This is a genomic window from Lysinibacillus parviboronicapiens (assembly GCF_003049575.1).
Lineage (GTDB): Bacteria > Bacillota > Bacilli > Bacillales_A > Planococcaceae > Lysinibacillus > Lysinibacillus parviboronicapiens.
Genome location: NZ_PYWI01000014.1, coordinates 1 through 22,175, shown reverse-complemented (window position 1 = coordinate 22,175; position 22,175 = coordinate 1). Strand labels below are relative to the sequence as shown.

21 protein-coding genes are annotated in these 22,175 nt (G+C 34.4%); 9 read left to right on the top strand and 12 right to left on the bottom strand.

From position 1 onward, the window contains the following. Window positions 1-11 precede the first annotated feature (11 nt). The 10 genes from C9J35_RS13085 to C9J35_RS13040 form a co-directional block, all read right to left on the bottom strand. Window positions 12-653, bottom strand: a complete 642-nt coding sequence (locus C9J35_RS13085; protein WP_107924851.1) for a phage tail domain-containing protein — start codon at window positions 651-653, stop codon at window positions 12-14. 10 nt (window positions 654-663) lie between these two features. Beyond that, a complete protein-coding gene (locus tag C9J35_RS13080; protein WP_107924850.1) occupies window positions 664-1,353 on the bottom strand; it encodes a hypothetical protein in 690 nt (229 codons plus the stop codon). Then, entirely contained in the window at window positions 1,322-1,918 is a 597-nt protein-coding gene (locus tag C9J35_RS13075; RefSeq protein WP_107924849.1) for a distal tail protein Dit, read from the bottom strand. Before C9J35_RS13075 ends, C9J35_RS13080 begins: the two co-directional genes overlap by 32 nt. Then, window positions 1,918-7,920 (bottom strand): peptidoglycan DD-metalloendopeptidase family protein, encoded by a 6,003-nt coding sequence (locus tag C9J35_RS13070; RefSeq protein ID WP_107924848.1) that lies wholly within the window; start codon window positions 7,918-7,920, stop codon window positions 1,918-1,920. Before C9J35_RS13070 ends, C9J35_RS13075 begins: the two co-directional genes overlap by 1 nt. 156 nt (window positions 7,921-8,076) lie before the next feature. Continuing rightward, window positions 8,077-8,598 carry a YomO family phage-derived protein gene (locus C9J35_RS13065; RefSeq protein ID WP_107924847.1) on the bottom strand — a complete coding sequence of 174 codons (522 nt, stop codon included), beginning with the start codon at window positions 8,596-8,598 and terminating at the stop codon, window positions 8,077-8,079. A 266-nt stretch (window positions 8,599-8,864) separates the two neighbouring features. After that, complete coding sequence (locus C9J35_RS13060) at window positions 8,865-9,863, bottom strand: YomU family phage tail tube protein (protein ID WP_107924846.1); 999 nt, start codon at window positions 9,861-9,863, stop codon at window positions 8,865-8,867. A 22-nt stretch (window positions 9,864-9,885) separates the two neighbouring features. Continuing rightward, window positions 9,886-10,656 (bottom strand): hypothetical protein, encoded by a 771-nt coding sequence (locus tag C9J35_RS13055; protein WP_107924845.1) that lies wholly within the window; start codon window positions 10,654-10,656, stop codon window positions 9,886-9,888. Continuing rightward, window positions 10,653-11,192, bottom strand: a complete 540-nt coding sequence (locus C9J35_RS13050; protein ID WP_107924844.1) for a YomW family phage-derived protein — start codon at window positions 11,190-11,192, stop codon at window positions 10,653-10,655. The genes C9J35_RS13055 and C9J35_RS13050 overlap by 4 nt, the downstream gene beginning before the upstream one ends. Before the next feature lie 384 nt (window positions 11,193-11,576). Beyond that, a complete protein-coding gene (locus C9J35_RS13045) occupies window positions 11,577-12,053 on the bottom strand; it encodes a hypothetical protein (protein ID WP_107924843.1) in 477 nt (158 codons plus the stop codon). A 77-nt stretch (window positions 12,054-12,130) separates the two neighbouring features. Further along, complete coding sequence (locus C9J35_RS13040; RefSeq protein ID WP_107924842.1) at window positions 12,131-12,640, bottom strand: helix-turn-helix domain-containing protein; 510 nt, start codon at window positions 12,638-12,640, stop codon at window positions 12,131-12,133. A 278-nt stretch (window positions 12,641-12,918) separates the two neighbouring features. Here C9J35_RS13040 and C9J35_RS13035 point away from each other — a divergent pair, with 278 nt between their 5' ends. The 9 genes from C9J35_RS13035 to floT all read left to right on the top strand — a co-directional run bounded on the left by C9J35_RS13035 (window position 12,919) and on the right by floT (window position 20,121). Beyond that, on the top strand, window positions 12,919-14,232 hold the full coding sequence (locus C9J35_RS13035) for a ParB N-terminal domain-containing protein (RefSeq protein WP_107924841.1): 1,314 nt from the start codon (window positions 12,919-12,921) through the stop codon (window positions 14,230-14,232). Between the two features lie 15 nt (window positions 14,233-14,247). Continuing rightward, window positions 14,248-15,234, top strand: a complete 987-nt coding sequence (locus C9J35_RS13030; RefSeq protein ID WP_107924840.1) for a phage lytic cycle repressor MrpR family protein — start codon at window positions 14,248-14,250, stop codon at window positions 15,232-15,234. 319 nt (window positions 15,235-15,553) lie between these two features. Next, complete coding sequence (locus C9J35_RS13025) at window positions 15,554-16,012, top strand: hypothetical protein (RefSeq protein ID WP_054767810.1); 459 nt, start codon at window positions 15,554-15,556, stop codon at window positions 16,010-16,012. Between the two features lie 85 nt (window positions 16,013-16,097). Next, window positions 16,098-16,328, top strand: coding sequence for a hypothetical protein (locus C9J35_RS13020; RefSeq protein ID WP_107924839.1), 231 nt, complete (start codon window positions 16,098-16,100; stop codon window positions 16,326-16,328). Between the two features lie 185 nt (window positions 16,329-16,513). After that, complete coding sequence (locus tag C9J35_RS13015) at window positions 16,514-16,825, top strand: hypothetical protein (protein WP_054767808.1); 312 nt, start codon at window positions 16,514-16,516, stop codon at window positions 16,823-16,825. A 31-nt stretch (window positions 16,826-16,856) separates the two neighbouring features. Then, on the top strand, window positions 16,857-17,039 hold the full coding sequence (locus C9J35_RS13010; protein WP_054767807.1) for a hypothetical protein: 183 nt from the start codon (window positions 16,857-16,859) through the stop codon (window positions 17,037-17,039). Between the two features lie 156 nt (window positions 17,040-17,195). Then, window positions 17,196-17,867: a 3D domain-containing protein gene (locus tag C9J35_RS13005; RefSeq protein ID WP_107924838.1), complete on the top strand. Its 672-nt coding sequence runs from the start codon at window positions 17,196-17,198 to the stop codon at window positions 17,865-17,867. A 157-nt stretch (window positions 17,868-18,024) separates the two neighbouring features. Next, window positions 18,025-18,555: an NfeD family membrane protein gene (locus tag C9J35_RS13000; protein WP_054767804.1), complete on the top strand. Its 531-nt coding sequence runs from the start codon at window positions 18,025-18,027 to the stop codon at window positions 18,553-18,555. A 15-nt stretch (window positions 18,556-18,570) separates the two neighbouring features. Continuing rightward, complete coding sequence (gene floT, locus C9J35_RS12995) at window positions 18,571-20,121, top strand: flotillin lipid rafts scaffold protein FloT (RefSeq protein WP_107924837.1); 1,551 nt, start codon at window positions 18,571-18,573, stop codon at window positions 20,119-20,121. 138 nt (window positions 20,122-20,259) lie between these two features. Here floT and C9J35_RS12990 read toward each other — a convergent pair whose 3' ends face one another. Together C9J35_RS12990 and serS are read right to left on the bottom strand one after the other, a co-directional pair. Beyond that, entirely contained in the window at window positions 20,260-20,805 is a 546-nt protein-coding gene (locus tag C9J35_RS12990; RefSeq protein WP_107924836.1) for a GNAT family N-acetyltransferase, read from the bottom strand. Between the two features lie 519 nt (window positions 20,806-21,324). Next, window positions 21,325-22,175: serine--tRNA ligase (serS, locus tag C9J35_RS12980; protein WP_107924835.1), on the bottom strand; the 851-nt coding region annotated here is incomplete at its 5' end.

The window sequence follows — 22,175 nt, the reverse complement described above, 5'->3', positions numbered from 1 at the left end:
TTCATTGAAAATTATTGTTGAATAAATACATGTTGGTATCTAACATGCATATCGAAATCTCCATCTGCTTGAATGTAGTTGTTCCCAATCGTTAGTTCCAAAAATTCATCATTGTGATCATCATAGCGATAGACGCCTAAATATTGTCGATTTGACACTATTTCTTCTTTCTGACAATGAATAAAAACTTCTTCGTTATCAATTAAATTATGTAATTGCATCTTTTGATTTGTCATAGTATTCGTTATTGCTACGTTTCCATTGCCGTTCTTTTTTCTAATCCATACTTTAGGTTTTACCGTAAAATCACCTAAGTTTTCTAAAACAGCACATGGATCAAAACTAATAGAGAATGTTTGGATATAAGGTTTTTCATGCTCTTTAGTAGCACTCATGACGATTTTATATCTAAAGGACATTCCTTTGAGGCTATATTGATCTAAAAGACCAGTATCATTGAAATTTATTGGCTGCCATGCGGTCCACTTAAGCGTATCGTAGGATACTGAATAATAGAATTCGACTTGTTTAGCATATACATTTACAATATTAGCTGCCATCGTTGTCAAATATTTTTGGGCATTAGTAGAAATAGAATGTATGTTGGAGATATACGAGCCTTTTACCGTTGAAATGGAACCCCAATTTGTCATGCAAGCACCTCTATTCTATTTTGCCAAATGGCCTAAATTCACAGCTGTTTCCAATACGTTTCCATTTAATGGTCTTCGCTTTTCGCCAAACGACAGAGTTATCAATGGATGCAGTTTCATTTTGAATGGAAGACCATACGGGTTCATTTACTGAAGACAATCCTGCTGTTTCACAAATGTAGTAGTATTGTTTGCTACCATTAGTAGGATAAACAATATCCCCAACTTCATAGTTATAGTCCTTGCGCCAATTACTACCATTAACATCATAAAACTCTTGATGTAATCCTGTAAGGAAGGTAGGGGAGCTAGTTGAACTTTTGCCATCCACTACACATTCATATAAACCACCATTATCAGGCACAGCCTTTATTAAATCTCCTACAACATAATTCTTGTTAGGTTTCCAGGTTTTAGCATGGATGCCTTCTCTCGTGGCAACCCAACCAATATGGGCGCTAATGGCGGGTGCTTTGTTCCATACAATATAACCAATCGGATAAAACGTGTTATCATGTAATTCTTCAATAGATTGAGCAGACGATTTTAAGTATTTTTCAAGTTTATTAAAGTTTTCACCATAGTTGACAATGGTTTCCTTGATATCATCCTGCTCAAATGTGGTTTCTGTTACAATTTTTAAGCCTAGTTTATTTGTAGTTTCCATTTCAATTGTCACCCCAATTCGTAGTGTTGGCATACAATATGCCCCATGTGTTATTCATTGCATCAATTGTCAATCCATTTGAAGTAATTTTCATATTATGGCATTCTCCTTCCGCAAATGTAGTCATATCATCCTTTAATAAGTAACTTTTATTCGATTCTCGAAACTCTATCTTATCTAGTATATGTTCATGCGAATAGGTATAAGGTGAATCGCATCGAATCTTTAGTTCTACATAACCTTGTTTGAGCCCATTATGTATGAGCGTTGAATCACCTTCTACAAGTGCATACATGACTCTATTAGGATTATGATCAAATACTAGTGGTTTATAATAGGGTTGGAAGAGCCAGCGTGCAATTTTTCTTAAATCACTTTCGTTTACCCAATCATCTAGATAAAAGGACAATTTAAAAGAGAGTGGTTCATGCTCCACTCTCTGAAAGTAAGGTGTTTCATTATTTGCGATTTTCTTTTCGATAATTCGCCGTGACGGTAAAAAATTCTCTTCAAATAAATTACCTGAAGACCATCCTATCGTAACGCCCATATCCTTTGATGAGATATTATCATACATAAAATGAATAGATTCTAACACTAATTTCTCATCCCTTTCTTACGTAATAAGTCATCGTTAATCATTTTGCTAAATTTATTGAGATCATTCATATCACCATTCATTTTATCGATGTTAAATTCGATGTTGATGTCTCCGTATGTTGCAGCAGAAGCGGCTTGAACTGTACTGAAGGTATTGCTAAATTGCGGGATTCTATCTAATATTGGTCGGAAGAATAAGCTAGCTCTATCCATTATATTGGCCATTGAAAGTAAGTTTTTAGTGTCAATAGGGGAATGAATTAATTCATTTGGATGGACAATCATCGCTTTCCCACCTAAACCGTCAATACCATTGCTAGAAAAATTCGTCATTCCTCCTTGTAAGGCAGAAGCAGAGTTATTAAAATTGTACTGAGTCCCGGCTATTCTTAAGGCATTTGCTTTATCTATGATAAGATCCTGAAGTTGGGGTGTTATGACTACGTGCTTCGCTTGTTCCATAAAAAAGTTACTTAATTTAAGTAGATCATCATCAGATAGTTTTGTTGTTATGTAATTAGTAAAATCGATATCTGTGGGAATCTCAGAATTATTTTTTCTGCCTTCTTGGGCCAGATTGTGAGCCTTTTCTCTAATACTTGCTTTACGTACAGAGTTTGGTTCTTCTTCAGCAAGAACATCGGTCATAAACTTCCCTAACAGTACTTGCATATCACCTTCAATCAGTGAAGATTTGTTTTTATTATTGCTAATATCATCCGAAGAACCATACTCACCATTTTCTATTTGTGATGATTTCTCAACCTGATTCATTAAATCTAATGCTTTTTCTAATTCCTCAATAATATTTTGTCTGATAGAGGTTCCAACTTTATCGAATGTTCCAGTTAGTGTTTTCTCTAAATCGGGCATGCTTTCGGTTAACCAATTTTTAAAATCGCCAAATTCCTGTTTTAATGAAGCGAATTCTCCATCGCGAATTTTCTTTCTAATTTCTTCGAATTTACGTTCATCATTTAGTCTATCAGTATAGAACTGTTCCCAATATTTCTTTTTCTCATCTATTAAGTTTAATTCTTTTTCATGATATTCATTTTCCAGCTCTTCCTTTTGACTCATTTCAGTTTCTTTTGCTTCTAATTGCTCATTTAATGATTCTTTCCGTAATTCTATTTCACGGTCATGGCGTTTTTCTGAAATTTCCTCGTCAATTTGAGCAAGTTGCTCTTGTAAATTTTTTCGTTTAGATTTAGCCTCGTGAGAATTATCTAGCAGCAATAAATTGTATTGTCCTTGGATATCATTGCGCTCTTTTTCAAGTTTAGCAATATCCTGATCATAATCACGCTGGGATTCTTGCTGGTCAATTAGTTTCAATTTATCTTGGATATTTTTTCTAAATAAATCCATTTCATCTTTATAATTGTCCATGACAGTGTCGTGACGGTCATTTTCCCGCTGTATCTCGTCATCGATACTTTTTATATGTGCATCCCGTTTTTCTTGTATGTATTCTTTATAGGCATCAATTAATTTATTTGCTAATTCTTCTTGTTTTTTCTTTTCGTCTGCTGCAAGTTCCGCTGTTAAACGAGCCCTTTTAAGATCCAAAGCTTTAAGGTCTGCCTCTGCTTTTTTTAAATCCTCAGGAAGCAAACTGAGTTGTAATATATTATTTTTGGTGGTGTTTATTTGGTTTTTAATACTTTCTATTAAATTTTTTTGCTGTTCTTTTTGGAATTTACTTTCACGAATATCTTCATCGGAGCCTTCATCAAACATGGACTGGATAATTTTACTTCGCTCGATTGAAAACTCAATATTATCATTTTTCTCATCATATTGAGTCTTAATATTAATCAATATTTCGTAATTCTTTTCTCGAATTTCAATATCTAGCAATTTTATTTCAGTTGTAAGCTGTGCATATCGCTCTTTAAGCTGCTCTAAAACTTCGCCTGAATGCTTGCCGTTTGCAATCTGCTGTTGTAAATATTGTAACTCGCTTCGATTGACCTTTTGCTTTTGATTCATGTAAATGGTCATCAGTTGCAATGTCTTGGCATATCTAGCGGAATTGGTATCTAATTCTTGTATTTTAGCATTCTCATATTCTAGCTGTGATTCTGGCATGCTGCGTTGATAGTCAAACGTTTCGAGTTTGTTCAAAGCCAATTGTGAAATGGCATTATTGGTGTCTAACATTTCGGTTTTCAATTCCAATAATCTACTTTTCATTTCATCTAGCGTGATAGCTGAAAGAGAGCCATTTTTAATTAATCCTTCTAAATAGACGAGTTCCTGATTATTTACGGTTTGCTTTTGCTCTAAATATTTCGTTTGTAGATCGATTGTTTTTGTATATCGACTCGAACTTTTATCAACCAATTTTAGCTTGGAATCCTCATAATCTAAATTAGATTGTATATTTCCTCGCTTCCAATCAAAATGAGATAACTGAGAGTCTATAATGTCTTTTTCAATTTTAGCAATTAGCTCTTTTTGATTAAGAATGTCACTTTGTATTTTGAGCAACTCGGATTTTGCTTGGTCGATTGCTTGTTGCGTTGTTTCTACAGCAGTCGAGCTGCTAGAGCTAATAATTCCTGATTTTGCATTGTTCAAGTAGTCAGTAGGATTAATAGTTTTATCGTTCTTTCTGACTTCGTAATGTAAATGAGAGCCATCACTTGAACCTTTATAAACATTCCCCGAATTACCAATTGTTCCAATTTTGGTTCCTGCTGTAATATTGTCTCCGATTTTTACGAGAGTTTCATTCATATGAGCGAATAGGTGTTTTATGCCATTGTCATCCTGAATCATGACAATATTTCCATATGATTCATGCTCTCCGTTTTTAGCTGCGTCACCACTTTTAATAACTTTTCCATTGATAGGGGAGTCTAGTCGTTGCCCCATGGAGCCATCGATATCTACGCCTAGATGAAAATCCTTTTTTCCATTTAGTGTACGATTGCCGTAATTGCTTGTAATTGGACCATTCCAACCATTTAATTTAGAAGAGGTCGCGGAAGTTGTTGCATTATTACCTGAAACAGTCCCTGTTTTATTAATCTTTCCTGCAGCAATCTGAGATTTTATGGATTTTTCTTGATCCTCAATTAAAGTAAGCTTTCTCTTTTCGAGTTCGATTTGTGCTTGAAGTGACTTTCGATACTCTTCGGAATGTTTTGGTAGGGTGGATTGAACTTTAACCTGTTTTTCAATCTCAAGATTTAAATTATCTAGTGTTTGTTTGTATTTGTCTGTAATATGGATGGATTCTTTGGTTGTTGAATTTGTAGATTTTGAGGCTTTCTTAGAAGACTCAATTGAAGAAGTAAATTCGTCTATCTCTCCAATATTAAAGTCGAAATCTAAAGTTAAACCACTTAATTCTTTTTTGTAGTTACTAATAGTATTTTCTACAACTAATTGTTGTGCTGTCAGTGCTATACCAAGAAACCCATTCATCGTGCCAATTGCTTTTGATGAGATTTCATTAGCTCTAACATAATTCTCTAACATCATAATTTCTTTTTTAGCATTTAAGATTTTAAATTTTGTTGCTTGAGCTGAAGATATCATCATTTCCTGGTCAGCAGTTAATTTTCCTTCGCGAGCTAACTTATATGCTTTTAAAAGTGTTTCATTTGCATGATTTTCAGCTTGAATGGCTTTAATTTTTTCTTCACTTAAGGCTATTGCTTTACCGTCATTATCAAGAAGAAAAGGGTAGTGTGTATTCAAACTATTCATGATTAGATCACGAGACTTTAAAGTATCTACAAGCTGCCGTTCTTCCGCTGTTAAATTACCTTTTTGACTAAGGTTTCGTATCTCTTCTTCTGTATATCCCTTCAATTGATTCGTTAACATTTCATATTGGAATAATAAGTCCGAAGTATCATTTACTTTTTTCTGTGATACCCCTGCTAGTTGTTCATAAGTAGTTGTAAGTTTTTCTACTTCTTCCTTATAGTCAAAAACTTTTGCTTTTGCTTCAGCGAATGTTAAGTTATTAGCCTTCATTTCAATTGATACTTCTTTTTGAGTTTTAGTAGTATCATCGAATTGTTGTTTTAAAGACTTCATAATACTATTTACTTCATCTTCGCTTAATCCTAACTTTGTCAGTTCAGCAGTCATATTTGATATTTTATCTTTTGTTTCATTAGCCATTGAGTCAAAAGTGTCAGAGGTAGCATTCTCCATGTTTTGGAAAGAAGCTATAATATCATTTGTTACTGTATCGGCGTTATCGTTTGAAAATAATGATGTTAACGATTCTTGTAAAGTATCTAAATTACTTGCATCTGTTACGTCAATTAATTGTGCAGCAAAACCTGCCGCATTGTTTTTTACACTATCAGTTAATTTATCATTTTCGCCTATTATATGGGCAATATTAGAGATATAGTCAGATTTTTGTGCTAAAACTTCCTGATTAAGTTCTCTCTCATTTTTAACAATTTCTTCTTTGAAGTGTTTGACGTTATTATTTAGTCTCTCATAGTAATCTGCTAAATCACTATTGCCACTTTTCTCAGCACTAGATTGAAGTTTATTTAATTCTTTTATTTTATTTTCATAATCCTCTGTTGATTTAAGTAAAGGATTTCCTTTGTTATCCGAAAAAGTAACTTTATCTTTAATGCTTTGGCTCATGTCTGTACTATGGGTTAAGGTGACGGCAGCATTATGCGCTATATTTTTTTGTTCTTTTTCAAGGCTAGAAATTGTTTTTTTTCGTGTATTAATATTGTCGTCACGTTCTTCTTGTGCGACTTGTTCAGCACTTTGTGCTTCTAATGCCTGTTGTTCTTTAAGTAGACCTATTTTTATCTTTAATGCTTCCGATGAACCAATGATTTTATTTCCAAATTCGTCTTCACCTGTAACAATGTTTGGTAAAATCTCGCCCAGTTGATTAGCAATGTCACGATATTCGGCAAGTACAGAGGAGTCTGTATTGCCTAATGTCATTGCATTTTCTAATTCAGCGTATCTAGTAGATAATGTATCAATTTCTGTAGCATTTGAAGTAAAAGTATCCAAAATATTCTTTTGTTCAGCCGCTAATTCTGCTGTTTTTTGTTTTGCTTTCTCGCTGCTTTCAATTATTTTTCCAAACACAAAATCGATACCTGTTAGAGCTAAGCCAGGTCCAAATGTTGAAAGTAAACCTTTCCCAATTGCTGCTATACCTGTTCCGGCTCCTCTAATATCACCATATGCTTCCTTTGCTGTTTTTGATAACTCAAACATGTTTACCCCAAAATCAAGTAGAGACGTTGAACTTTGAGAGGCTTCTTTAGTATTCTTGCCAAACTCTGCAATAGCTTGATTAATGCTTTCTAGTTGGCTTGGGATTTCAGAGATGCCTGCAATTTGTATACCTTCACCAAATTGAATATTATTGATTTGAGTATTTAAATCTGAAATTTGGTAGGTTAATTGTTCGAAATTGGTGTTGTTTGCGTAGGCTTTATTTAACTCATAAATGTTATATAAATTTGCTTCGAGCGCTTGCAGGTTTTGTTGTGTTTCTTGAATGCCATTTAGTTTAAATTGGTTAAAATTGATTGTTTCTATTTCTGTTTTCAGTTGTGTCAATAGCTGCTCTAGTGATTGTAAGTCGCCAGTAGGAATGCTTGCTAAACGCTTGTAAAATGATTTTACATTTAGATTTGCATCACCGATGGCTTCATTTAGCTGGTCTATCGATTTTACTGAAGAGGTCACTTGCTGTTTGAATTCATCGAATAGTGAAAGGGTAGGGGATGATCCAGTTCCAACACTCTGTAATTTTTGGTTTAACGCGTCTAAATGTTGTTGTAGTGCATGAATTTGTTTTTCGTATTCAAGGAATAGTTGCGTATTGTGACCTTTTACATCTAAGTTTATCGTTAGAGCATTTATATTTTTTAATCTCTTTATATATGTATGTATATTTTTTCTTGAAACCTCGTCATTGACTCCTAGAGCGACTAATAAGTCCATTGGTTTTTTTGTTTGTCCACCACCAGTACTCAATCGTTTTTCCCTCCTAATTTAAGATAAACATAAAAATACAGCAACTTTAACAGTAGCTGTAATCATCAGTTTATCGTTTTATTTTTTTCGAATATGGTTGAATATCCTAAAATGTTCAAGTACCCACCTAAAAAGGTAGGGGAGTAGTTCAAAATTTTAACGATTGCTAAGTGAAGGCTCTTTTACTAGTTTGTCTTTGTCAGTAGACTCGATTTTATTGATTAGCTCTTTTTCGAGTTCTAAAAACTGCATACTTAAATTGAGTCGCTTACTAATTTCCTCTAGCACATTTGAGATTTCCTGCATCGTAAACATTTCCGTTAAGAATAGGTCGTACCAACCAATCTCTACTAGATTATTCATAGTAGCAAAATGACTTTCAATAGATTTATCTTTAAGTTCAGTTTTTAAATCAGTAAAATGCTTGATCACTAAAAAGAGGACATAGTGTTGTAGTTCATGGTCATTCTTAAAGAAATCTAAGTTATTTTGCTGCACATAGTCGATAGTGCTTGCTAAGTCATTTATTAATATCGTTACTTTACGCTTACTGAATTTTGGATAGTAATAAATGAATTTACCCTGGTCTTTATCAATGTGAAATTTTTGTTTTTTATTGAGCTCATCCGCATTTTGTTGAATATCTGCTAATGTTAGTTTCGTTTCACGTTTAGCCATTTTTAAACTCCTTTTTTTAATTAAAGATAGGCTGTCCTAAAAGTAAGTAAAAACAATAAGCTTAGAGATATTCTTCCTGATATAAAGGTAAGAATCCGCGTAGACTCCTGTGGGAAAAGCAAGAGCATGAGACCCAGCAGGGAGCTTTAGCGAGCGATGCGGCTCATGCCTTGCCCGCGGAAAGCGAAGCGGATTTTTACCATATAGGAAGACAGGCGTTATTGTTTGAAGAACTTTTTAGACAGCCTCATTTTAAATTAATTCATTTAAATTACATCAACAACAATTGTTTCAAGGTATGTACCATCAGTTACTTCAATGATTGTTTGGTCATTTGCTGCTGCAGAGGCACCTAAAGTAATGACACCATTTGCATCAACACTTGCGATTGTTGTGTTCTTGGAAGTCCACGTTAAATCACTATTTTGTAAAAGGACATTGCTGTAACCTGCGCCTCGGATACCTAGTACTGCGATGCGTTGAGCATCTCCTGCGACAGCAGAATCAAGCACTAGACGAGAAGGATTCGAAGCTAATGCTGTAACTTGTACTTTTTCATCAGCTAGATTACGAAGTTTAATGTAGGCATAGTTTCCTTTTTTGTCTGCTAGTGAGCTACCTGCAAGAGAAGAAGAAGCTACACCTTCATGTGTCATAGAAATTTCCACTGCACCATTTGGTTTAAAGTTAGGCACCTCGATAATTACTTCGCCTGTTTTTCCGTTATTAGAGCGAATATCTACATTTAATTCCATACGTACAGCTTTCGGGAATGAATCAGCAGAGATTTCAATTGTATCCATCATTTCCTGAACAGCATAGACAACTTGTACTTCTTTGCCAGCTAATGCTGGAACAGAAATCTCTTTGCCAGTAGGAGCGTATTGCGAGAATGTACCATTAACTTGTTCCACATGCACTTTGCCAATAGGCGTGTCAGCTAATGTTCCTTTACCACTCGCATCAAGTAAAATGATTTCATCCGTATAGAATTCGGCTAATTGATGATTGATTTCTGTACCATTTTGTAAGGCAATATAAGCTGTATCGAATGCAGCATCTTCAATTGAGAACGTTAATTCTTTTTGGTAGTTAAGTTCGTATACTTTTTTCGAGCCTTTACCTGCATGAATAGCCTGTGTTTGAATTGCTTGTGTCATCGATGAATTCAATAAAGTTTTACCGTTAAGAATTAATTCATCCGTTAAACGATCAAATAAACGTACATTTGCTACTGAAGTTAAAAATTGATTTTGTTGTGTCATAATAAATTACCATCCTTTTAAGTTATTGTTTTTTATTTGAACTAGAATCAAGTCCTAGCTGTTTCATTTGTTTGTCAAATGCTGACTTTGTCATAATGACATCCTCATTTTTCTTCGGCTCGTCAATATGGCCTAGCCAATGGGGAAGATCTTGATCATTTTTAAATTCAACCATTCCAGAGTAACGTGCATTCAGAATGGCATCACTGCTGACCATATAATCCATACGAATTAAACCTTTATGAAATTGATAGAGGGTTAGATTTTCTATTTCATGGTAGGGGAGACCCGATTTGCAATGATAAGCGACTATTTGCTGTTCTAAATCTGCCTGTTTCGTTTTTCTTTTTGCCATAAATGCTCGTGCTTCTTGAATGGCCTTTTTAGTGCCTGGATCGATAAATTCATCGTCTAAATCGATGAGGTTTTGCTCACTGATGATAGTTTTAATTTTATCGAAATCACGTTCATGCAATGAAATACCGTCGACAATTATAAATGCCATACCTTTTTCATTGATTGTGAATTGAATGTCTTCCGTTTTGAAAATCAAACGATATAAAGCAATTAATTTTGCTAATAAATCAGGGCCATCTTTGTTTTGAGAGAGGGCAAGCAAAAACATGAAATAAGACATTCTAATGACTTCTGGTTCTTGAAAATCACTTTTTGGCAATAATAAGCATTGTACGTAATCATAAAATTCATCGGCATCAACCATGCGAACAGGATAAATACTTAATCCTTTATATGTAGTAGACTTGCCAAATGCTTTTTTAGTTGAAAAGCTCATGATTGAAAACCTCTTGCCCCTTGACCAGAAGGAATAATATAAATCCAGCGATACCCTACAAATCCTTCAGGTGTATTTACAATGGGGATCCCACTGTGAAATCTCATATCTCCAAATTCTTCAATATCCTCTTGAAATAGCACTTCATTTAACATTTCACCTAGCCAATCGAGTCGAAAATCTATATTATTGATAGCAACTGGCGTATAGATATCAAAAATATATTGTTGTGTGCTAGAGTAGGGATGATCAGTAAATTGATTTGTGCTTTTAAGATAATGCTTTTGAGGCGTTCGTGGACCAGTATATAAACAAATGCGAGAAAAATGTGAATCAATTAAATCGCTTGTTTTTTCTCCAACTACTAATAGGTTGTTTATAATAAGATCTTTTTCAGGTAACTGTGAAATATCCATTTTCGACTCATCCAAAGGATCATCTAAATGATTTTTTGGCATGTAGTACAGTAATCGAAGTAACTTTTCATGTTCTTTCAATGCTGTATAAAACTTAGATAAATAATTTACAATTTTCATTCTCCTTTGTCCTCACTTCCTAAAGAAGGTTGATTTTGAAGGTTTTGCTCTCATGATTAAAAAAGAGTATTTTATAACGTTTTTACATTAATTCATTTATTAATTTACTTACTTACTTCAACTAACAATTGGTGGGGATGAGAAAGCCTCCATTGATTGAGTTTCACTTAATACATACAATTGTCATCACCTACTTAATTTCGATTTGAGAAACAGGTACTTACAGTTTACGATTTAGTATTGATTCTGTTCTCATGTTATGTATTCCATTTATAAACCTCTTTTGAAGTACATGAAACCTTCATGATGTATCCATGCCTTCGCATAGATACATTTGAAAATTTCATTCAAATTAATAGTATGTATTTTAAATTAATTCGTTTATTAACCATGTTCTTCTTCGACTTCTTCAATTCCAAAGGCAATTGCTTCTAAGTAAGAAGTATTGGAAAATGTGTTATGTCTGATTGAACCTTTTTTGATTTCTTTTTGTTTATGATGAGATAATACATAGTTATCTTGCAATTGATGCTGGGCACTTTGATTTCTAAGTAATTTTGTAATCTCTCGCCGTCTGAGATTGCGTCTTTTGGTTTCTTTAATAAATTTTAAATTCTCTTCTTCTAATAACAATTCGGCTTTAGTAAAATATCCTTTTGTAATATAATAACCAATCATATCTAATAAAATTAACGTCTGATGGGTATGTGAGGTTATACTGAAATAAAATTCTAACGGTATCTCTTCACCTTGATAAATCACTTTTTCATTTTCTAGCATAAATCTTATAGTTCGCACTCTTTCCTCCATTGGGAGGTCTAAATTCAATTCTACCATTCTGTGAGGTAATTGTAGTTTCATATTATTGCTCCTTCTACTTATTAAGGTGACTGGTGTATCTAAAAAGCTACTATTTCCGCCCAAGTGATTTTTTGAAGCTACTTTTTGCATTTCTTACACTGTGAATGATATAAATCTTTACTGCTGCTATTTAAACTGTAAAACTCGTCGGTTGCAGGAAGTCGCTCTTTACATTTGCTACAACTTTTAGTTCGTAGATTTAAATTCTTTGTATATACTACCTTTCTCCATTGTCTATCATTTTCTTGTTTTATTTGGTGACAAATTGTATTAAACCTTCGTCCCACCGTTTTTAGTGGAATCCCTAAAAGCTGTCCAATTTTATAATTAGTGTAGTCTTTAGCAATGTATTCAAGTAATTCCACTTGCTCTTCATTTAAACATTTTTTTATTAATTCATCTAAATCGGCAAATAAACTAATTACATCCGTGTTCATTTTTAAAGTATTTGATGCACACACGCCCTGACTGCCATTTAACATCGTATCATCTATTGAACCTCTAAACGTCAATAATTCTTTAATTACAGTTTCGTCTGATAAAACTAAATGTTGATATTTTGTATCTTTAGCTGTTTGATAGGCCATTAACTGTCATCTCCTTTAATGTAAGTATTCGATTACACTTATCCATATTATAATTGCTATATTTTATAAATCAATATATTTTTATATTAATTCATTTATTAATTCTCATTCATTTACCGTTTTTCATTGTTTCTTCCTATTAAATAAGCAATTTAATAATCTTCCTAAAAAGAAATGGTGTATATCATTAATTCATTTATAATAGTTACATTTTAATTTAGCATATGGTACTATTAAAATAATCATATTTTTAATGGAAAAACAAGGGAGTGGAAACTTTGAAAATTGGTAAAACCCGAGAATTATTAATCGAAGATATTAAAGCTAAAATCCCATTGTTAGTTCAACATGATTTAATTTTAGATGAGATATCTATTCAACTTAATCGATATAACATTAATATAGGCAATATTTTAGAAATGATTAATGATGAAAATGTGCTAAGAGAAACAAATTTAAGCGAATTATTACTATTAGGTGAGCAACTTAATTTAAAATTTGATGACAGTAATCCTGGGTGGATGAATGAATGGTTAAATCCTTCTGAAATCAAAGAATTAAGATTCTATAAAAGAGAATCGCCGTATGAAGACATCATAACGTTACCATATACTTTTGAACATGTTATAAAAACAGGACATCATGAGTTTGCAGCAGTGCTCCCCAATATAATTATCGGCAAGCTTTGGATGAGTGGTATTTCTATGTATAACCCAAATATACAGCGACAAGCCAAAAAGAAAAAACTAAAAAATGAAATTATCGAAGTGATGAATTTAAATCCAAAATCATTGCGTGAGATTGAAAAGCAAACATTAAATGGAGATTTAATTACATCTACTTTACGATATAATGCAAAAGTTGGTACGGGTAATGACGGTTTAGAATTATATTATGATGAAAAAGAACAATCCCTTACTGTATTAGAAGGAACTACACTCGATGTTTTAGATGGGGCACATCGTACTTTCTCTATTTATAATGCATACATGAAAAAAAGTGATCTGCAAGGTAATATGATTGTTATTTTTTCAAATATGACAGAGGCTCAATGTAAACGAGTGCAAGTAGATATGGCAAAAGCTAACCCTATCCCAAAACCAAGACTGCAGGAATTAGCAAAAGATAAATTGTCTGATGAGGTAGTTATTGAGTTAAAAGTTGATGGGGAATTAAAGGGAAAAATTACTTCTAGTTCAAATGTTAAATATTCATTTGGGGAAGTGGTTACTTTTTCTGAATTATCCAATGCCATCGATAACAGTTTTAAAATAGAAAGTCGTTTACAGGTAGGTAAAGTTGTAACAGTAATTAACGAATATATGATGTATCTTTTTGCTTATTACAAGGATAATTTAACTGATAAAAATTCATTAATGTTTAAAAATAGAATGTTTGTTGGCCATATTGAATTGGCTGCAAGGATGCATGAAGAAAATATTCCTTTTGAAATTTTAAATAATTATTTAGATCAGATTGACTTCTCAATTCATAATTCATTATGGGAGGAGCTTGGTATTTTACAGTATGGCGGACTAAGCACACGAAATAGAAAAAAACTTCAAAAAGTATTTGAGGTTTTAATTAAATAATGAGGTGTACAATTGATGCTTAAAGAAAATGTATTTAATAAAGATATAAAAGAGTGGTATTTAAAATCTTTAGATGTAAAAGATAATAGTTTAACTACCTATTTATCGCTCTTTAATAAAGCAACGCTGATAGAAAATCAAAAAAATAAGGATATTTTTGATATGAATAAAGTGGAATTGGAAGAATTGTTTTATAGTTTAAAATCACCTAGTCCACAACCTATAAGTGCCTCCATTGGTTTTATCTCAAGGTATATAGATTGGGCAATTATGAATGGTTATACGGAAAATCGTTCACAAAGGTTACCAAGTATAATCGATATTGAATATTGTAGTAGATTTATTTATAAAGCGTCAATCGTCAGGTATACAAGAGAGCAATTGATAACTTATATGCGTTTATTTGATGATCAACGGCATGCAGTATTTTTATTATGTTTATTTGAGGGAATCAAAGGTGAAGGCTATAGCGAAATTTTAAATTTAAAAATGGCTGATTTGAGTAATGACAATGGGGTTTGCTTTGCTAGATTGACGAATAATAAGGGGTATAGAAGAAAAATTGAAATAACCGAAGATCTTTATTGGAAGCTTGAAAAATTAGACAAAATATCCTCTACTAGTTTGACACCAAAACAAGGACAAAAATACTTTACGGACAATACTTATATATTTAAGAAAGCAAATTCAAAAAGTAGTGATATTCAACTGAGAGCTTCTTTCGGGAATAGAGCACTGGATTTAGCCAAAACAATCTTTGACAATAGTAATTTAATAGCTAGTACGATACAGATTTCAGGTATGATGTGGTATTTGTGGGAAATGGTAAAAGATAATGAAGTGAAAACCCTAGACAAAGAGCTATTAGAAAAAGTTGCAAATAAATATGATACCGGTTATGCGAATAAAGATAATAAGTATGTAAGTTATTCTATACTCAAACATAAATTAGATTTTGATTTTATGAAAACAAATTATGGAGATTTTAATATAGAGCTATAGAACTGGTGAATACCAGTTTTTTTGTTGTCCTGCATTAACGGTCAGTAAGACGCCCACCTCAGGTTGAAAGACGAGGTGGGCGTTTTACTGACTGTAGCAGCCTGATTGGGTGAGAGAAAATCCCCACTGATGGTCGTTTTACTTTATAAATAAAATAATAAGATAAAACGACTTGGGTATTGGGTAAATTGTAAATATTCTCTAAAAATAAACTTGAAAACGAACGTCTGTTCGTGATAAGATAAGAACAAATCAATGCTGAGGAGAATAGCTAGAAAAAGTTATATTAGGAATCATTGTAATACTAGGGGGTTTTCAAGTGGATGAGATACAAACAACAGCTATTTTAGAGCTGGTTATTTATAAGGATAGCAATATTTCAAATGAGTTAATGAAAGATTTTAATGGAAGTATTACAAATGTTATTCTGAGAGATGAAGGAGGTAATACGCTTGAATGTGCATGTATGGACAGTTCGGTTTCTAGTTTAATACTAATGGATTCATTGCATGAAGAGGAAATAGAATTAATGAATGAACTGACTGATACAAAATTCATCTATCAAAAAGCACAAGATATTCAATATGATAGTTTAATTCAATTAGATGACAGTCAGGACAATATATACTGTGTTGTAGAGCTTGAAAATATAATTTATTTATATAATGGCTTTTTAAGAAAAACCATTAATGATGATAGTATTACGTCTTTAAAAAGCTTAAAAGATTATTTAAATATCCACTATCCAGCACATAAAATATTGGAAAGAATATGTTAAAGGTTTGGAAAATGAGTAGTTACGGAAAAAGTGAAAGGATGATAAAGGTCGATGTTGTACTATTATTGAAAGGTGGTGAACAGAAATGGAAAAAATTTTAGTGAAAGAATTTGCTTCTGAACTAATTGGACAATCAAAAGGAAGGATCAGCAAAATCGACGCTGAAGCAATAGCAATAAATTACATATCTAAGGTCAAAAATTTTAATTTGTTAAAGACTAATGGTACTAGAAATGTTGTACAGAGCATCATTGGGGATAAACAAATTGTCGACTTAATGAAGGGAGGAAGCACATATAATTTTTCATTTAAATGAAATAATACTAAAAAAGTGAGGTGCGAATAGAAATTTATACGAAAATTTCTAAGTCTATCATTCAAGAAAGTCAGTACAGCTTTATTTGGATGAAATAATTTAAAATATTATAAAATTGTAAGAAACAAAATGCTATAAATAATTAGAACTATCGATCGTAAAAAATATTGAAAGTAGGGGCTACTATGGATAATAAATTATTAAAAGAATTGACGTTAGATTTTAGCTATATTTTTGGCGCAATCAATCAGGGGAAAGTTTTTGACAATGAAACCAACATGAAAGAATTTTTGCTAAAAAGTAAAGAGTTTCAGAAGAAGCTTGTGGATTTAACAGAGCAAGTAGCATCAACGTTTTTGGATATAGAATATAAACGTGAAAAAGCTCTATTAACATCACATATCCAATCAGAGAATGAGATAACACTGAAAAAGCTTAGTGCACTCATGGCAGAGATTGATAAACAAGTCTATTTGAAAAGAACATTTAAATTGTAGCTAAAGTAATTTTTGAAGGGAAGGGGATTCAATGAAAGCTTTCAAAGATGGGAATTCAAATAGAAGTACTATTGATCGTTATGCGATGGCATTAGCTTATCAAGAAATGGGAAATATAAATTTAATCATTTCTAAGGAAATGCAGCATTTAGAAATTGAGGCGGCAAAATCAGTAGAGACATTCTTAAAAAATATGAACTTTTATAAATGTTAATCATCAATATTAATCTGTACATCAATTTTTTATACCTATAATACATAATAAGAACAATCTATTAAATAAATTAATATAAAAAGGTTTGATTCTACACTTTAATAAATAGCCTTGAAAATCATGTGCCAGTATTAATGTAGAGTTTAAGGTATTTTTATGAAAGCAATAACAGTAATTTCAATAATATGGGTTATTCTCTTTTTAATAATCTTTGTCCTATTATACGAAGATGACAATAACATTGAAAATAATAACTATAATTCAACAGTTGTCATGCAAAATTCGGCACAGAGCAAGTATGAGAACTCGGTTACAAAAATCAACAGTCAAGCACGACGATTAAAAGCTGAAAGGCTACAAAGACAACAAGAAATGCAAAGGTTAAAGAATAAGGAAAAGCTACAAATAGAGCAGCTTAGATTAAAAAAAGACCATCAAAATCGTGCTAGCTATTCAAAAAAGAATACAAAAATAATTGTGCATCATGACAAGGTAGCAAGCAATCAAGCTGAGTGGCAGCAATTTAATGCTTCGTATTACGGTTCTGATTGTACAGGCTGTAGTGGTATAACCGCAACAGGCATTAATGTTCGTGAAACAATTTACTATCATGGTTTAAGAATCGTGGCGGTAGACCCTACAGTAATCCCGTTAGGAACAATTGTCGAAATTAAAACGCCCTATGAGTCGTTTAGGGCAATTTCTGCTGATAAAGGTGGTGCCATTAAAGGCCACAAATTAGATATTCTGGTTGAATCAGAAAGAATTGCTGCACGCTATGGTCGGCATCATGTACAGTTGCGAATCGTTCAATATCCAGAAAAGTAAATTAAAAATTAATACATAGAATAATGAAAAAAGATAGTTGAGCCAATGACTTATACGTTGTAAAGTTATTCGTTTTTTTGAAAAATGTAAAATATTATGAAACTTATAGGGGCGTGTATCCGTATAGTAGGTAATACGATGAAAAGGGGTGAACAACTTGACGCTATTTGGCTATTCACTTGAACAGATTTATTTGGTGGTGTTAATTTTTGCTGGCCTTGCTACAATATTGTTCATGTTTTTTGGAGATGCTGTGGAAGGTATTGGCGATGGACTACCCATTCTAAATCCAAGTGTGATTTTATCATTCATCACGATGATGTCAGCAACAGGTTTTATATTAGAGAAGCTAGCCTTATTTTCAAGCGCATGGAATATCGTTGCTGCTATTATCATCGGAAGTATTTTAAGTGCACTATTTTATTTATTTATTCTTGTTCCGCTGAGATCCGCTGATGTCTCGTTAGCTTATACGGAAGAATCCCTTGGTGGTCAATTAGGGAGGGTAATCGTACCAATACCAACAGACGGCTTTGGGGAAGTTGTGATAGAGACGGCGAGTGGCATGATTTCCAAGCGAGCAGCAGGTTTTGACAATGAGGTTATCGATTATGATACAACGGTGCTTATTGTGGAAGTGAAAGAAGGTACTCTACTGGTGAGAGCCTATGAAAAGAAATTTATCTAAAGGGGAGACAGTAATATGACGAGTATTTTGATTGTTGTAGGGGTTGTAGCATTTATATTAATCGCCATTGTGGGATTGTATGTGACGAAGTATCGTACGGCTGGTCCTGACGAAGCACTGATTGTGACAGGAAGCTACCTTGGCTCAAAAAATGTACATAAGGATGAGTCAGGAAATCGCATCAAAATTATACGTGGGGGCGGTACATTCGTTTTCCCAATTTTCCAACAAGCACAGCCACTCAGTCTATTATCAAGTAAACTAGAGGTAACAACACCGGAAGTGTATACGGAGCAAGGAGTTCCCGTAATGGCAGATGGTACAGCTATCATAAAAATTGGCGGCTCTATTACAGAAATCGCCACAGCGGCTGAGCAGTTTTTAGGGAAGCAAAAATCAGAGCGTGAAGGTGAGGCGCGTGAGGTATTAGAAGGTCACTTACGCTCTATTTTAGGCTCAATGACTGTTGAGGAAATTTACAAAAATCGTGATAAATTCTCGCAGGAGGTTCAGCGTGTAGCCTCTCAGGATTTAGCGAAGATGGGTCTTGTGATTGTATCCTTTACGATTAAAGATGTACGTGATAAAAACGGCTATTTAGATTCGCTTGGTAAACCGAGAATCGCACAGGTGAAACGTGACGCAGATATTGCGACAGCAGATGCAGAAAAGGAAACACGCATTAAACGTGCAGAAGCATCTAAAGAGGCACAGAAAGCAGAAATAGAGCGTGCCACAGAAATTGCAGAAGCGGAAAAAGAAAACCAATTAAAGGTAGCGGAATTCCGTCGCGAGCAGGATATTGCCAAAGCTCGAGCGGACCAAGCATATGAACTTGAAACAGCCCGTGCCAAACAGGAAGTTACCGAGCAAGAGATGCAAATTCGCATTATTGAGCGCCAAAAGCAAATTGAACTAGAAGAAAAAGAGATTTTACGTCGCGAGAAGCAATATGATTCAGAAGTAAAGAAAAAGGCAGACGCTGATCGTTATGCAGTGGAGCAAAATGCAGCAGCGGAAAAAAGTCGTGAGCTCGCGCAAGCTGATGCTGAAAAATATCGTATTGAATCGTTAGCGAAAGCAGAAGCGGAGAAAATTCGATTAGACGGTATGGCAAAAGCCGATGCTGAGCGTGCCCAAGGGGAGACAGATGCAGATATTATCCGTCTGCGTGGTCTAGCTGAAGCCGAGGCGAAACGTAAAATTGCCGAAGCCTTTGAATATTACGGCCAAGCAGCTGTTCTGGATATGGTTGTACGCATGATGCCTGAATATGCGAAAGAACTGGCTAGCCCGTTAGGCAACATCGACAAAATTACAGTAGTGGATACTGGTGGTGGAGAAGGCGGTGGCGGTGCCAATAAGGTGACGTCGTACGCAACAAACTTGATGTCAACACTCCAGGAATCATTGAAAGAAACCTCAGGGATTGATGTTAAGGAATTGATTGAAAGCTATGCAGGTAAGCATACATTGCGTCCCGAGCTTGAGCAAATTGCGGTAGGTTTAGGGAAACAACAAGCGCCTGAGCTAACAAAGGAAATAAAAGAACCAGTTGAACAATAAAGACAATAGCTACCTGACACTTCGGTGTCAGGTAGCTATTTTTTAGGGCACTCCTGTAAATATGTGCACAGCAAGCGGTGAAGTAGCATGTATAAGCGGCGATATATGCCGATTAACGCATAATATTGGTGCTAGCTCTTATAGCAATGCCTGCCATTCCTTTACGAGCATGCCATATACCACATGGTCCACATAACGATCGTACAGCCATTCAGCGTCACGAATCGTACCTTCTATTGTAAAGTTTAATCTCTCAGGAATAGCACGACTTTTCACATTACCTACAGCTGCACGAATTTCTACTTTATTGAGCTGTAGCTCCTCAAAAGCATAGTGCATTAGAGCTTTTACGGTTTTTGTCATGATGCCATGTCCTTGTGCGTCTTTACTCAGCCAATAACCTACCGTGGCAGTTTTATTCGAAGGGTTGATGGCATTAAAGCCAGCAATACCTACAATTTCATGTCGGAAAATAATAACAAGAGAGAGACTACTCTGTGCCTCGAAGCCAGCGATACAGCTTTCTATATAAGCCTTTGAGTCGGCTACCTCTTTTGTAAAATCAAGCCATGGCAACCATTCGCGTAAGTATTCTCGAGAGGCATCCGTTAGGGCAAAAACAGCTTGTGCGTCTTCTACGGCAACAGTGCGTAAAGCTAATTCATTATCAATGGTAATTCTCATGCCATTCACTCCAATTCTTTAGGTTTTCCCGCTTTAACGGTCAGTAAAAGCTATGGTTGCTCAACTGACCATAGAAGCCCGATTGGTTCAACTAACAATCAGTGGGAGTAAGACCCCCACTGATTGAAGTATCACTGTATCCGGCTTTAACGGTCAGTAAAAGCTATGGTCGCTCAACTGACCGTAAAAGCCCGATTGGTTCAACTAACAATCAGTGGAGGAGTAAGATCCCAACTGATGGAAGTATCACTGTATCCCGCATTAACGGTCAGTAAAACGAACAACTGACCGTAGAAGCCCGATTGGTTCAACTAGCAATCAGTGGGGGGAGTAAGATCCCCACTATGCACCCTATCCTTGATTATAGTAACATCTTTTTTAGTCTCGCTAAATTTCCTTTAAGAAATAATAAAGCATTTTTTTCAATTCCACGGCGTTTACACCACCCGATACGATTAAAAGCATCTGTAAATCATAATGGCCTGTTAAAGGATATCTAAAATAGCTTTTACCCGTTATTTATTTTGGTGCAATTATTTTTTTACCACCCATGTATGGTCTTAAAACTTCTGGAATAACTACGCTTCCATCTGCTTGTTGGTAGTTTTCTAATATAGCAGCAACTGTACGACCAATGGCAAGACCTGAACCGTTTAATGTATGAACATATTCTGGTTTTGCATTTGGCTCACGACGGAAGCGGATATTCGCTCGTCGTGCTTGGAAATCCTCAAAGTTAGAGCAAGAAGAAATTTCACGGTACATGTTTTGTGCAGGAATCCAAACTTCTAAATCATATTTCTTCGCTGCAGTAAAACCTAAATCAGCTGTACACATTTTTAGTTTACGATACGGTAAGCCTAGTAATTGCAGTACTTTTTCAGCATGACCTGTTAACAACTCTAGCTGTTCATAAGATTCCTCTGGTTTTACAAAGCGTACTAATTCCACTTTGTTGAATTGGTGCTGACGGATTAAACCACGTGTATCACGGCCCGCAGAGCCTGCCTCTGAACGGAAGCACGCACTATAGGAAGCAAAGCCTTGTGGTAAAGCCTCAGCCAGTAAAATTTCATCACGATAGAAGTTTGTTACAGATACCTCTGCTGTTGGAATCATGAAATAATCTGTTTCCTCTAATTTAAATAAATCTTCTTCAAATTTAGGAAGATTTCCAGTACCCGTCAAGCTATCACGATTAACAATGACAGGTGGTAGCATTTCTTCATAGCCATGCTCTTCAGCATGTAAATCCATCATAAAGCTCATTAATGCACGTTCCAAGCGAGCGCCAAGTCCACGATAGAATAAGAATCGGCTACCCGTTACTTTTGCGCCGCGTTCAAAGTCTACAATTTGAAGATCTGTAG